The organism is Mariniphaga sp. (genome assembly GCF_041687215.1).
Lineage (GTDB): Bacteria > Bacteroidota > Bacteroidia > Bacteroidales > Prolixibacteraceae > Mariniphaga.
Genome location: NZ_JAWLCI010000090.1, coordinates 1 through 14,434, shown reverse-complemented (window position 1 = coordinate 14,434; position 14,434 = coordinate 1). Strand labels below are relative to the sequence as shown.

Annotated in this window: 13 protein-coding genes; all 13 read right to left on the bottom strand. The window is 39.6% G+C overall.

From position 1 onward, the window contains the following. Positions 1-245 precede the first annotated feature (245 nt). On the bottom strand, positions 246-1,136 hold the full coding sequence (locus ACESMA_RS20180; RefSeq protein ID WP_372950682.1) for a class I SAM-dependent methyltransferase: 891 nt from the start codon (positions 1,134-1,136) through the stop codon (positions 246-248). 125 nt (positions 1,137-1,261) lie between these two features. Next, the gene (locus ACESMA_RS20175; RefSeq protein ID WP_372950681.1) at positions 1,262-1,960 is read right to left on the bottom strand and encodes an SIMPL domain-containing protein; all 699 of its coding nucleotides are present in this window, start codon (positions 1,958-1,960) and stop codon (positions 1,262-1,264) included. Between the two features lie 113 nt (positions 1,961-2,073). Further along, positions 2,074-3,123 (bottom strand): tRNA preQ1(34) S-adenosylmethionine ribosyltransferase-isomerase QueA, encoded by a 1,050-nt coding sequence (gene queA, locus ACESMA_RS20170; RefSeq protein WP_372950680.1) that lies wholly within the window; start codon positions 3,121-3,123, stop codon positions 2,074-2,076. 102 nt (positions 3,124-3,225) lie between these two features. Then, complete coding sequence (gene truB / locus ACESMA_RS20165) at positions 3,226-3,939, bottom strand: tRNA pseudouridine(55) synthase TruB (RefSeq protein ID WP_372950679.1); 714 nt, start codon at positions 3,937-3,939, stop codon at positions 3,226-3,228. A 41-nt stretch (positions 3,940-3,980) separates the two neighbouring features. Further along, positions 3,981-4,763, bottom strand: coding sequence for an undecaprenyl-diphosphate phosphatase (locus tag ACESMA_RS20160; RefSeq protein ID WP_372950678.1), 783 nt, complete (start codon positions 4,761-4,763; stop codon positions 3,981-3,983). A gap of 12 nt (positions 4,764-4,775) precedes the next feature. Then, on the bottom strand, positions 4,776-5,042 hold the full coding sequence (locus ACESMA_RS20155) for a DUF3098 domain-containing protein (RefSeq protein WP_372950677.1): 267 nt from the start codon (positions 5,040-5,042) through the stop codon (positions 4,776-4,778). 15 nt (positions 5,043-5,057) lie between these two features. Next, positions 5,058-5,936 carry a cell division protein FtsX gene (locus ACESMA_RS20150; protein WP_372950676.1) on the bottom strand — a complete coding sequence of 293 codons (879 nt, stop codon included), beginning with the start codon at positions 5,934-5,936 and terminating at the stop codon, positions 5,058-5,060. 50 nt (positions 5,937-5,986) lie between these two features. Continuing rightward, positions 5,987-8,098, bottom strand: a complete 2,112-nt coding sequence (locus tag ACESMA_RS20145) for an amino acid permease (RefSeq protein ID WP_372950675.1) — start codon at positions 8,096-8,098, stop codon at positions 5,987-5,989. Between the two features lie 84 nt (positions 8,099-8,182). Continuing rightward, entirely contained in the window at positions 8,183-10,333 is a 2,151-nt protein-coding gene (locus ACESMA_RS20140; protein WP_372950674.1) for a cation:proton antiporter, read from the bottom strand. A gap of 123 nt (positions 10,334-10,456) precedes the next feature. Continuing rightward, the gene (locus ACESMA_RS20135) at positions 10,457-11,140 is read right to left on the bottom strand and encodes a potassium channel family protein (RefSeq protein ID WP_372950673.1); all 684 of its coding nucleotides are present in this window, start codon (positions 11,138-11,140) and stop codon (positions 10,457-10,459) included. Between the two features lie 12 nt (positions 11,141-11,152). Beyond that, positions 11,153-12,910 carry a TrkH family potassium uptake protein gene (locus ACESMA_RS20130; RefSeq protein WP_372950672.1) on the bottom strand — a complete coding sequence of 586 codons (1,758 nt, stop codon included), beginning with the start codon at positions 12,908-12,910 and terminating at the stop codon, positions 11,153-11,155. Positions 12,911-12,977: 67 nt separating this feature from the next. Continuing rightward, a complete protein-coding gene (locus ACESMA_RS20125; RefSeq protein WP_372950671.1) occupies positions 12,978-13,715 on the bottom strand; it encodes a hypothetical protein in 738 nt (245 codons plus the stop codon). A 46-nt stretch (positions 13,716-13,761) separates the two neighbouring features. Further along, a partial coding sequence (locus ACESMA_RS20120; protein WP_372950670.1) for a response regulator occupies positions 13,762-14,434 on the bottom strand: 673 nt, incomplete at its 5' end.

Genomic DNA, 14,434 nt, shown 5'->3' with positions numbered 1-14,434 from the left:
CCTGGAAGTGATGTTTTTTGTCGAAATCTTTATTTGTAACGACTTGAAGATAAGTAATTAACATCACTTTTTCTAATTTCTAATTTACTTTTTTAAGTTGTATAATATCACTAAAAAATTGCGTCCATATCAATTTGATAATAATCTGTTTGCAGGTACAATTTATTACAAATAAATATAAAATACAATTATATCTTTAAATATTTTGTATTTCAATTTATTTTTGCAGGCTTTAGTTTGAAAATTTAACCGAAAACGTAAATAACTGAACTACATTGCCCTTTATGTAAAATGCTTTTCAACCACGAAATTTTTCCGTGCATTAATCCTTTAAACATAGGCAGGTTCGATTTTTTGTATTTTTCGCTGAGGAGCGAAACATAAAAAGAATCGAACGGCATGGTGTGAAGTGATTGGAGTTGAAATCCATGTTTTTCGCCAAACAATTTCATCTGTTCCGGTCCAAAATGCCACAAATGGCGGGGAACGTCCCAGGCTGCCCAGTATTGTTTGTAGTGACGCGCATCGTGCGAAGTGTGATTTGGAACAGCAATTATCAACTTCCCTTCCGGTTTTAACAAGCGGCCAAAAGTTTCCATATTCTCATCCAGCCGGTGAATGTGTTCCAGCACGTGCCAAAGTGTAATGGCATCAAAACTTTCATTTTTGAACTGAAAAAGTTGTTCCGTTTCTTCAATATCCAGGCCGAATTCATTTTTTGCAAAATCGCGGGCATCGGCACTTTTTTCGGTACCGGAAACTTTCCAGCCGTGGGTTTTCATTTCATTCAAAAAGAAACCGGTTCCGGTTCCTACATCAAGTAATCGTCCGGTTTTCAGCCCCGTTGCTTTTTCAACCAATCGTCGTTTGCGTCCAAGCATGTAGCTGCGTACCTGGTGGTAAACCGCATTTACCAGGCCTTTTGAAGTGTTGGAATGTGAAATGTACTCCTCACTTTGGTAATAGCGGCCAATATTTTCTTCATCTTCGGCATTGGCCGTGAATTTGAATCCGCAGCCGGTGCACTCCCCTATTTCAAACTGTTCTTCCGAAACAAAAAAATCGGTGCAGGTAATAAACGGTTTAAACTGGCTGTTGCTGCAAACCGGACATTGGTCGATTTTAAATATTGCCATTCTGAAAATTTTGCCGAAAGGTAAGGGTTTTAATTTTTCTCAGTATTTATTTCCCGCTGATTTGGCAGAATTTCGCAGATAAAAAAATCTGCTTCTATCTGCGAATTTGCAGGAACTTAAAGACACTATTCAATTCTGAATCGCGCTGTAACCTGGTAGGAAATAGTAATATTTTGCACCTCTTCAACGCTTTCGTAAGCCATTTCATCCGCAGCCATCATCATGTTTTTGGCCATGTAGGGACGGGAATAACCATCGTTCATCTCATTTATGGAAAGCACCTCGCCCAGTTCTTCGCCCAAACTTTCAACCAGGTAGGCGGCTTTTTCCCGTGCATCTTTCAGTGCATCGGTTTTTACCTGTCTGCGGAACTTTTCGATTTCAGAGTGACTCATTTGACCTACATTCAGTGAGCGGATTCCTTTGGAATCCACCAATGTTGACAGTTCGTTCACTTTTGAAAAATCGGTAATTTTTACTTCCAGATTTTTGCTAAACAAAAATTCTTTGCCCTGCTGCCGCCAGTAGTTGCCCATACTGCGCACCCTGATGTCTTCTTTTTCAATGCCGGCTTTACGCAAACTTTTAATCAGGCCGTCTTCAATTTTGGCCAGCGGCACTTTGGTTTTGTAATCTTTGGGTTCTTTGTTTTTCTGAAATTCCTCCTCGAAATACTCCTGAATGGTAATGGATAAAATCATTTCATCAGGCTGCACCTCCATTTCGGCACTGCCGCGAACTTCAATAAAACGCACTTCTTCGTTGTTTTGTGCTGATATCGTCATCGCAAAAAATAAAACTGTGATAAAAAATAATTGTTTCATGGCATTTTGATTTAAAAGAAAAACAACTGTCAAAAAAGATACCACTTTTTCTGACAGTTGTTCTAATAAAAAAAATGTTTTTCCTGTTTATTAAAATTTGGGAATAACCCGCATCAGATAATAAGCATGGCATCGCCGTAGGTTCCAAACCGGTATTCGTTTTTCAGCGCAATCTGGTAAGCTTCCATTACAAAATCGTATCCTCCAAAAGCGGCCACCATCATTAAAAGTGTTGAGTATGGTAAATGAAAATTGGTAACCATGCGGTTAGCCACACTAAATTCGTAGGGCGGAAAAATAAATTTGTTTGTCCAGCCTTCAAATGGTTTCACAAAACCCTGGGTTGAAACTGAACTTTCAAGTGTCCGCATCACAGTAGTACCCACAGCACAAACATTTTTCCGCTGCGTTTTGGCATCGTTTACTTTTGTGCAGGCTTCCTCTTTAATCCAGATTTGCTCCGAGTCCATTTTATGTTTGGTCAGGTCTTCCACATCAACACTTCTAAAATTTCCCAACCCAACATGCAGCGTAACATAAGCGAATTCAGCTCCTTTAATTTCAAGGCGTTTCAACAATTCGCGGCTAAAATGCAGACCGGCAGTAGGTGCAGCAACGGCCCCTTCGTGTTTGGCAAAAATAGTCTGATACCGGTCTTTGTCCTCAGGTACCACTGCCCTGTTAATGAACTTTGGCAGGGGAGTTTCGCCAAGATTATACAATGTTTTTTTGAATTCGTCGTAAGGTCCGTCGAATAAAAACCGAAGAGTACGGCCACGCGAAGTTGTATTGTCAATTACTTCTGCAACCAGGTTGTCGTCTTCACCAAAATACAATTTGTTGCCAATGCGTATTTTTCTTGCCGGATCAACCAGAACATCCCACAGCCTCATTTCGCGGTTCAGTTCCCGAAGCAGGAAAACTTCAATTTCGGCACCGGTTTTTTCTTTGTTTCCATATAATCTGGCCGGGAAAACTTTGGTGTCGTTAAAAACAAATACATCGCCATCGTTAAAATAGTCAACAATGTCTTTAAACATTTTATGTTCGATGGTACGCTTTGCCCTGTTCAATACCATCATTTTCGATTCGTCCCTGTTGTATGCCGGGTGCAATGCAATTCTTTTCTCGTCTAAATCGTACTTGAATTTTGATAACTTCATGGGCTGCTTTTTTATTCTTTATTTATAATTAACAATTTAATACTGTTCTCTCCTAATTTTAAGGGAATCCTGAATTCGGAGTCCCGTTTTACGTGCCATTTTTTAATTTGTTACAAACGAACCTATATTTTTCATAAAATATTCTGCTGACATGGCATTTTCAACCCTGAATTCTCCAATTCGCGTTCGGCGCAATGCAGTGAGATAAGCACCGCACTTCAACTCCTCTCCTATATCGCGTGCCAATGCCCTAATGTAAGTTCCTTTGTTGCATACCACCCGAATAGTCACAAAAGGTAAATTCACCGATTCGGTAACAATATTTTCAATAACAATTTTCTTGGGATGAAGTTTCAAATCTTCACCATTTCGTGCATAATCGAATGCCCGTTTCCCTTTCACTTTTACAGCAGAAAAAACCGGTGGTACCTGTTCCGTTTCACCTAAAAATTTTTGCAGTACTTTTTCAATCAATTCCTGAGTAACATGGCTTATATCAAACTGGCTGTCTTCTTCGGTTTCCATATCGAAAGACGGAGTTGTTGCCCCCAGTTTAAGCGTAGCCACATATTCCTTTTTCCTTTCCTGAAATGATTCGATAAGTTTAGTTGATTTTCCGGTACACAGAATCATTAAACCGGTTGCCAGCGGATCGAGCGTTCCGGCATGACCCACTTTTAGTTTTTTAATTCCCAGTTCCCGGCAAAGCCCGTTTCGAACCCGCTGAACCAAATCAAACGAAGTCCATCCGAGGTCTTTATCGAACAGCAAAACCTCACCTCCTAAAAAATCGTACGTTTTTTTTAGGTCAGACATTCACAAACATTTAGTTTACAGTATTTTAACAAATTGAAAAATCAGGCTGCAAAGATAGCAATTAACCCGATAATTAAGCAGTAAACAGCGAAATAAATTAATTTCCCCCGTTTTACTACCTTAATCATTAACGAACATGCCAGCAGGCCCGAAATAAATGCAGCTACAAACCCAACCAAAAGTGGAACGGTTCCGATAGCTGATTTTTCGGAGAAATCTCCCCCAACCAAATCGAGAAAAGCAGCCCCCAAAATAGGAACAAGAACCATAAGAAAGGAAAACCGTGCCACTTCGTCTTTTTTGGTTCCCAATAAAAGTCCGGTTGCAATGGTTGCTCCGCTGCGCGAAATGCCCGGCATTACGGCCAAAGCCTGGGCAATGCCGATAATAAATGCTTTTCCCCAGGTAATTTGCATTTCCCGTTTTTTAGCGAAATGGGCAAAAGAAAGCAATCCGGCAGTTATGAGCAACATGCTGCCAACAAGTATCAAATTCCCGGTAAATAACTGCTCAATCTGTTCGGCAAAAAAAAGTCCCAGTACCAAAACCGGGAGTGCTGAAAAGAGTAGTTTAAAAATGTATTGCGTAGATTCGTTCCATTGAAAGGCGAACAAATCAGTCAGTAATTTTACAATGTCTTTTCTAAAAACAACCAAGGTACTTAAAACAGTTGCCACATGTACAGTAACTGCAAAAAGCAAGTTATTTTCGGCTTTTACCCCTAAAACAGCATGGCCAATTTCAAGATGCCCGCTGGAGCTAACAGGTAAAAACTCAGTAAGACCCTGCAAAAGACCGAGGATCAGCGCCTGAATTTCGTTCATTATAAATATTTGTTAAGCGTCCTTTTTAGGTTTTTTCAGAATAGCGTAAATTTCAAAGAGAAAACCAAACAGCAAAAGAAGCGGTGCCAGTGTAATTCGTCTAAAACTGAAAATATCAGGATTAAAAACATTTGGATCGTCGCTGCCTCCGCCTATCATTAATATGAAACCGAGAACAATAATACCGAATCCAATAGCCATCAACCGGTAGTTTTCTTTTCCCAGTGCAAACCCAACTTCGCTTGTGGTTTTATCTTTTGTTGTTGCTTTCTTTTTCATAAAGGGCAAAGATAGTTAATAAAATAATTCATCAAATTTCAATTTAAGGAATTTGTTTACTGCCAGCCAGGTTGACACATGAGAAATGGCCATTCCCAAAAAAATAACCAACAGGAAAACAGGGCCAAGAACTTCAAAATCGGCAGGATCTATTATTCCACCCAGCTCTTTTCTGAACGAAAAAATGGCCCCAAACAATAATACATTTGCTACCAGACCGCCCAAAATTCCCAAAGACAAACCTCGTCGTAAAAACGGTTTCCTAACAAACGAACGCGTGGCACCAACCAGTTGCATGGTGTTTATGGTAAACCTTTCGGAGTAAATGGAAATACGAATGGTGTTGTTGATGAGAGAAATAAAAATGAATCCCGTCAAAGCACAAACAACGAGTAAAAAAAGGCTGATTTTCCTTACATTATCGTTTATAACTGCCAGTAAATCTTTTTGGTAATAAACTTCTTTTACCTGAGGGTGATTTAAAAATTCTTTTTCAATAATTAACAGGCTGTCCGAATTGGTATAGTGTGCGAACAATTTTACATCCATAGAAGCAAACAGCGGATTAAACCCCAGGAATTCCGTAAAGTCTTCACCCAAATCTTCAGTCAACTCGCGTGCTGCCGTTTCTTTATCGATGAAACGTGTAGATTTCACATAATCAGTTGACTCGAGCGCTTTTTCAAGCCGTTGAATGTCAGCTTCCTTTAATTCTTCATTTAAAACCAGAGTAAAACCAATCTGTTCCCGGACATAATCAGACAACCGTTCGGCATTGGCCAGAATTATGAGTAAAGCGCCAAGCATTAAAAGTACCAGCGATATGCTCACGGCCGAAGTTAACCACGAACGAAAAACCCTTTTTTTTATTTTTGCCGGCTTTGGCGCCTTCATTGCTAATTATAATAGTTTCAGCAAAATTATAAAAAATAAATCACCTTTTTTTATACCTGCAAGTATTGATCGTAAAGTTGATTTATGGATTTTGGTTCGCCAATAATGGTAAGTAAATCGTTTTTGAGTAACCGGGTATTTCCGTTGGGTGCAAAGGTAGTACCGTTTCGTTCAACAAGAGCAACCAAAACATCCGCCGGATATTTTATCTCTTTTAGCTGTTTGTCAATCATTTCAGACTGAATTGTGCCTGGCAGCAGTTGAATTGTAATGTACCGCTCGTTATGCAGCAGGTACTCTTTTATTTCACGCTGACTTTTTAACTCCAGCATTTCACTTACAAAATTTTCTCGTTCAATAATATCAATTAACCGCGACAACATGCGCAACTGTTGGCGAGGTTCATTTGACGGATTGACCAAAAAGAAAAACACATTAATGTAATCTTCTGAGGAAATTCCATTTTTCACAATAGGCTTGTTAATACCCGATTCAGAAAACACGATGTGAAGCGATGGGTGATCTATCCCCTCATTTTTCGCATATAAAACTGAAACTTTGGGTATCACCAACGCCGGGTCAATACTTGTTGCAACAAGGAATTCTTTTTTCAATACCTCTTTTGTTACATGCATTTCGGCAGAAAATATCCCCGACACATAGTTTAACAAGTGCTCAAGGTCAGTATCCTTTTCAGCATGAGTGATTCTTGCTCTTATAATTGTTTCATCAAACGGATCGCCCTGGCGAAGTCCTTTTTCTTTAATGATACTCATAAATTCACTTTCCAGTTCGGAATACTGATATTTTCCCAGAAGGGCAAACCAATGGAAAATTGCGCCTTCGCGTTTTACACGGACCCGTGCATAGAATTTGTACCAAATAGCACCAATTAAAACAATACCTGCCGTAAACAAAATGGCCATCCAGCCCATATATGCAATTAAAACAACAGAAATAACAATTCCTGCTATTTGCATGTAAGGAAAAAGAGGTGAGCGGTAGCCCGGATCGTACGATTCTATTTTACTTTTTCTAAAAACAACAACAGAAAAATTGATAAACATAAAAATGAGCAACTGAAAAGTACTGGCCAGTTTGGCAATTCCTTCTTCCGACAATACAAGAATAAAAAACAGGATGAAGCCTGTAGTAAGCATGATGGCCGGGACAGGGGTTCCCTTTTTCCCTACTTTTGAAAACAGTGGAGGGAACAACTGGTCGCGCCCCATGGCAAACGGGTAACGGGAGGAAGAAAGCATCCCGGCATTTCCGGTAGAAGCAAATGCAGCCATTGCAGCACCGGTCATCAGGTATGCACCCATATTTCCCGGCATCCAGGTAAACAGTTTTTTTACCGCTGTGGCTGCCGGTGCCAAATCATTTGCGAATTCTGAGGGTTCTATTACTGAAACCATCACAAAAATGCCTAAAAAATAAATTAAACTTGTTACAGTTAAGGAAATCAACATACCCAGTGGAATATTTCGTTCAGGATTTTTGATTTCTTCAGCCACGCTGGCAATTTGTGTCAAACCGAGATAAGAAACAAAAACAAAACCGGCAGTAATTATTATTCCCTCAAATCCATTGGTAAAAAATGGGCTGAAATGTTCATTTGCCCGCGGAAGGTCAAGTCGTTCAGTAAAAAAAATATTATACAATCCATCGAAAATAAATGCGCCCAACACAATAATCAGAAAAGTGACGAAAAAGTTTTGCAAGCCTGTAGATTTTTTTGCGCCAATCAGGTTTAAACCCATAAAAAACAGGGTGGCCATTATGGCTATGGTTTTAATGGGAACTTCCCAAAAAATGGCTGCATAAGCACCAATACCAATAATGGCAAAAGCAGTTTTAAACATCAGGGCAAAGTAAGTCCCAAGGCCTCCAATGGTGCCAATCATGGGTCCCAAACTCCGGTCGAGAAAAAAATAGGCTCCGCCTGAACGGGGTAAAGCAGTAGAAATTTCGGCAATACTGAACATGGCTGGTAAAATCAGAATACCCGAAACAAGGTAAGCCACGAAAACAGAGGGTCCGGTGTAATGCGACGCCAAACCCGGAAGCAGGAAAAATCCGGAACTGAACATCGCCCCCGTGCTGATGGTAAAAACTTCAAATAAACCTAATTCCTTTTTTAATTTTTCCTTTTTTGCCATACGCGTTTATTTGTCGGATATCAATTTTTGATGTCCCTAAATATAACCTTTCAAAATAAAACTAACAACGAAGAAAAAAAAAGTTCATTTCCGCTTAAATAAACTGGCAATTGTTTTTCCAATTTCATCGAGTTTTTCAATGGGTTCGAGCAATGACGGGTAATTTAACCCCGTTCTCTTTATTTGCCCTTCATTTACCTGCATAGGAAAAACCAGTATAAAACTATTCTTCTGAAAATATTTGTTGAGGTATTTAGGCACGTTGGACATGCTTGTATGATATGAAAGTTGATTCTTCCGGCTTAAAACAACAATTAAATTGTCATCAATTTTAATGTCGCGGGAGAGAATTAAAAAATCGTCCCAATCATCGAAAACACTGAATTCGGCTTCAACAGGATGTTTTGAATGAATATCCCTCACAAAACCGAGCGTATTTTCTGTACCGTAAAACAACAATTTAGCTCCTGAATTTCGCGAAATGTTCCAGATTTTTAGTAACCAGAATGGAAAACCAACTTCTTTTTCTGCATTTTCGGGCATTACAATAAAATGCCGTTTAACCGTGGAAATGGGTTGGGCAGGTTTGTAAACCAGTGTATTGATGTTACTTTTCGCCAGAATTCCTTCTGTCAGGTTTCCCAAAAACGACTCTGAAATTCCCTTTTTTACGTGGAGTCCCAGCACCAGGTCTGTAATCCGGTGTTCCTTAATTACGCTGGTAATTCCATTTACAATATTGAGGTCGTAACGTAAAAGCCCGGTAAGATGAATATCGGTTGAAGAGGCTGTAATAGTTGCCTTTTCCAGTATTTTTTTTGCCTGTTTTTCGGCTCCGGGTTCTGATGAATTATGGTTTAGAATTTTTAATGCAAACAGTCCGGTTTTATTTTTTTTCGACCTGAGCATAGTACTTAAATGGATGAGTTCATCCACGGTTTCGGGGTTGCTGACAGGAATGAGTATTCGTTCGTTGGGTTCACGGTCCTCTTCTTCAATATCGGTGTTTTCGGCCCGTGCAATACTTTCGGCTCCCCTTTGTGTTTCAAACGATGCGATGGTGCAGGTTACCAAAATCATAATAATGGTTCCGTTCAAAATACTTTCGCTGAGCAGCCTGATGGGCTCACCGTCTGCTGTTTCGCCAAGAATTACATTATAGCCCACCAGCACAGCAGCAAGTGTTGCAGCAGCCTGCGCATTGCTGAGACCAAAAATCAAACGGCGCTGATCGACCGAATACCTGAAACTTTTTTGAATTATCCAGGCCGGAATGTACTTTCCAACTGTAGCAATTACCGACATGGTTACAGCCACAATTACAGTTTCAAAATCAGTAAAAAAGGCACGGAAGTCGATTAGCATTCCCACACTCAGCAAAAAGAAAGGAATAAAAATGGCATTGCCCACAAAATCTATGCGGTTCATTAATGGCGAGGTTCTTGGAATAAGCCGGTTCAATGCCAACCCGGCCATAAATGCCCCGATGATTCCTTCTATACCGGCCAATTCGGAAAGAACCGCGCCCAGAAAAACCAGTACCAAAACAAAAACATATTGCGAAACATTATCGTCGTACCGCTTAAAAAACCACCGGGCTAAAGGAGGAAACCCTAACATGATAATCGAAGAAAAAATTATGAAAGAGACAGACAGTTTCAGGGCAAAATTCTGAGCGATATCGCCGGAAGTCAAGCCTACCACAACGGCCAGCACAAGTAAAGCCAGCACATTGGTGATTAAAGTGCTCCCAACAGTAATGTTCACCGCCTGGTTTTTGGCAATGCCCAGTTTACTCACAATTGGATACGTAATTAATGTATGCGACGAAAACATACTGGCCATCAGCACCGAAGTAAAAAAAGAGTATCCCAATAAGTAGAGACCTGCTGCTGTACCAAGAACCATTGGAATAACAAACCCGAGTAAACCCAGCAAGGTACTTTTCCCGGCATTCTTTTTAAAATCGGCCATATCGATTTCAAGCCCGGCCAAAAACATAATGTAAAGCAAACCCGCTGTTCCTGAAAGAATAATGCTGCTGTCGCGGGTTATCAGGTTAAATCCGAACGGACCAATTATAGCGCCGGCAATTATTAAACCCAGCAAATGCGGAATTTTCACCCGGTTCAGCAAAATGGGTGCAAATAAAATAATGAGCAAAATAACAAGAAACTTCAATACCGGATTGGTAAGTGGAAGCGTGGTCTCTATGGTATTTAAGAATAACAGCATGTTTTATTTTACGGCAAATATAAAAAACGATTTTGGTTTTACATTGTTCTATTCTTTCAGCTATTCAGATGGAATTGCTATATTCTGAATTGCCCCGTTTGATTCAAATCTTTTCCCGGATGTTTATTCTTCCAGTAAGCGTTGAATGTTTTTTTTGTGACCATAAATAACCAAAACATCGTCTTCCTTTAATAAAGTTTCAGCGTTAGCTGTCCCATATAACTTTTTTACCATTTTCGATGCTCCAATAGAATTTTGTTCCTTTACCTGTTTCATGGTTGTGAGAACAATAACATGATAATTTTTATTAAACCCGATTTGGCCGATGGTCTTTCCAATAAATTTTTCAGGAATAATCATTTCCACTACCGAATAATCGTTTGTGAGTTCAAATGAATCAAGAAAACTACTGGAAGTTAATCTTTGAGCCCATCTCATTGCCGATTCCTCCTCGGGTCTCACAATTTCAGTTATTCCCATAGCCTCGAGAATGGTTTCGTGGATAGTAGAAACGGAACGGCTGATTAACCGGTGAACCTTTAATCTTTTTAAATGGGCAGTTGTGATAAGACTTGCCCCTTCGTCTTCGCCAATACAAACCAATACTGCATCTGAATTTTTCAGGGGTAACGTGTTTAATGATTCAGGGTCTTTGCTGTTTAAGCACACAGCCAAACTTATTTTGTCCTTTATCGCTTCCACCTTCTCCATTTGGTTATCTACTCCAATTACTTCGTGGTGCATGTTGGTCAGTTTTTCTGCCAGCGAACTACCAAAATTGCCAAGACCGATAATTATAAATTTCATGTTGAAAATAATTTAGTGAATTAATACATCTTCAGCCGGATAACGGTATTTATACCGGGTAACCTTTTTAAATAATGCAATCAGCACAGTTAACATGCCTACCCTTCCAACAAACATGGTCAAAATTAAGATGAATTTACTGTAACTGCTCAAATCCGCCGTTATTCCTCTGCTCAAACCTACCGTGCTGAATGCAGAAACACATTCAAAAGCAACATCAAGTACATCCTTTTCTTTGTCGAACCATAAAACCCCGAATACAGACAATGATATGGCAATCACCGACAGGAACACAACCGAAAAGGCCCTGTTGACAGAGGTCTGAGAGATTTCACGGCCAAAAACCTCTAATCGTTTTTTACCTCTTGCCACCGACAGAAAGTTGAGCACAGCCAAAGCCAGTGTACTGGTTTTTATTCCGCCTCCCGTTGATGCCGGTGAAGCACCCACCCACATTAAAAAAAACAGCATTAACACTACCGGAATACTCAGGCTCGCTGTATCGGTGGTATTAAACCCGGCAGTTCGGGGAGTAACAGAACCAAAAAATGCTCCTACTATTTTGCCCCACAGGTTGTGCTCTGCAAGGGTGTTATTGTACTCAAAAATGAAAAAATGAATGGTACCTACACTAATTAAAATCAATGTAGTCATCAAAACAATGCGGGTATTGATATTTATAATCCAGGGCAGGTGACTGTGTTTTTTCCCAAATAATTGAAGTACACCATTTATCAGTTTATTTTTAAAATATTTCAGCAGGTTAAACACAATGGGAAAACCCAGCCCGCCCAAAATAAAAAGAAAGGCAATAATCAGGTGCAATGAATAATTAAAACGAAATTCAATTGAATAAAGGCTTTCTTGCAAAGTTGAAAACCCTGCGTTGCAGTATCCGGAGATGGAATGAAAAATTGAAAAAAACAAGCGCTCGGAATGAACGGGAAAAACTTCATTGTTTAGGCTCCAAAATATAAAAATCGCCCCAACTACCTCAATAAACACGGTAATTATGATAATTCTCTTGAGTGTGGTAAATACTTCCCCCAGCTTGCCCGACCATGTAAGTTCATTCAAAACCAACTGTTTTTTATAGGAGGAGGAGCCTTTGAAAAAATAACCGAAGTAGCTGGCAAAGGTCATAATTCCCAAACCACCTGCCTGCACAAGCGTAATGATAACAATCTGGCCGAAAAATGTAAAATAACTACCTGTGTCAACTACAATCAGGCCTGTTACACAAACAGCGCTGGTGGCGGTAAACAGCGCATCAATGAGCGAAATGCCCGAGTGCGTTGCATTGGGAAGAAGAAGAAAAAAGCAACCAGAAATGATTAATGCTAAAAAACTCAGTATAAACAATTGTGCCGGATTTACCAACGCCCATTTAAAATTAACTTTCAATGCTATAAATTCGCGTAGGAAGATAAAAACCACAGTTAATCTGAGCCAACCTGTGTTACTTAAAAAGGAGGGTGCGAGGTTCTCTGCTATTCCAAAATGTTTAAGTAGGAGGAAAGCGGAAAGCAATACCAGAAAAACATCGAACGCTACTATTTTTAATGCAGGCCTGGTTTTTTCAAAAAAGTATCTTTCCGTAATTGAAACGGCACCGACTAATATCGAAAAAAGATAAAAGTATTGCAGAAACTGGCTTTCATCGGGATGCCTTTTAAAACCCAGATCGTAAATGATTGTCAGCAGTCCAAAAGTACTTATAAGGATTGGCAGTCTTTTTATCCGGGTAAAAATTTTCAAATTGATTTTCACACGTTATTTTTTCGGAATATAGAAAAACAGAATTTGCTCTTTTTTTAGACTTAAAAATCTATTTGTTTTAAACTTTTCTTTTTAATTCAGAAACTATTTTTTCCACAATTTCCTCCAATTGTTGCATTTCATGGCCTTTTTTCAGCTTCACTTTTTTGTTAAAACCCTTTTCATAAACCTCTTTCAGCTTCCAGACAAGGTTATCAACCGGCCTCAACAGATATAGCGGTAATAAAACCAAAAGAATACACAACAGCGCAAGTCCTGCAATTCCAACATTCTTTTGCAGCGATAAAACATGCTGTGCATGACTTTTTATGGCATCGTTTTTTTCCTCAAGTGATAAGGCATTCATCTGATAAATTTCCAGTATATCTTCTCTAACCTCCTGAAAATAGAGGTTGTATTCAGTCCAGGAAAACGGCTGTTCGCGTGCAATTAAATAATGACGAAAGGAGTCGAATGATTTTTGAAGGTGATTGGTTAGCTGCAATTCTCCGGGTTCTGTTATATTTTCTGCCTGAAGTTTACGTGGTTGCTCAAAACGCTCCAGCCGTTCAATAATGCGGAGCGTTTCACCGGGTACTGAATCTTTGCTTAATCCTTCTGCCACCAAAACATTCACATCGTTAAGCAACCGCAACATTTGAAAAGTATGTTTCAAAGACGCATAATTGCTGGTGAGAAGGGAGTCGGATTTATTCACAATGCTTTGATTGGTTCCCATATTCACCATCATAATTGAATAGGAAATCAGAAAAATTATCCCGATTCCAATCATTAGTTTGGTTTTAATTTTTCGCATGATTTCAATGTTTTAAATGATATACCTGAATAATGCTTTATTAGTTTCAATCTCCAAACCGGTATCCAATGCCTGATTCGGTAATTAATAGCGTGGGTTTGGAAGGATTGTCCTCAATTTTCTTCCGCAACTGAGCCACAAAAACCCTTAAATACTGGGTTTGTTCAATGTAACCATATCCCCAAACTTCTTTAAGAATATATTGGTGGGTGAGCACGCGCCCGCTGTTTTTTGCCAGCAGCTGGAGCAATGAAAATTCAGTGGCGGTGAGCTTTACTATTTCGCTGTTTTTCCGTACCACATGGCTGACTAAGTCTATGATTAAAGAACCGAAAATCAGCACGGAAGAGTCGGTCCCGTCATTCCCCGGTCTCAATGCAACCCGAATTCGTGCAAGTAATTCTCCCGAACGAAATGGTTTGGCAAGAAAATCATTTGCCCCGCTATCCAAAGCCTTTATAATTTCATCCTCTGAATCGCGAACCGAAAGAATAATTATGGGTTTCTGGTACCATTCCCTTAGTTTTTTCAGAATTTCCTGCCCGTCGATATCCGGCAAACCCAAATCAAGCAAAATAAGCGATGGATGCTGAGTGGCCGCATCTACCAAACCCTCTTTGCCGTTGGCAGAAAGAATAACTTTATAGCCATTTGCAGATAATGTTATTTCGAGTAACCTGCGAATCTGCTTTTCGTCATCAATGACCAAAATTGTTTCA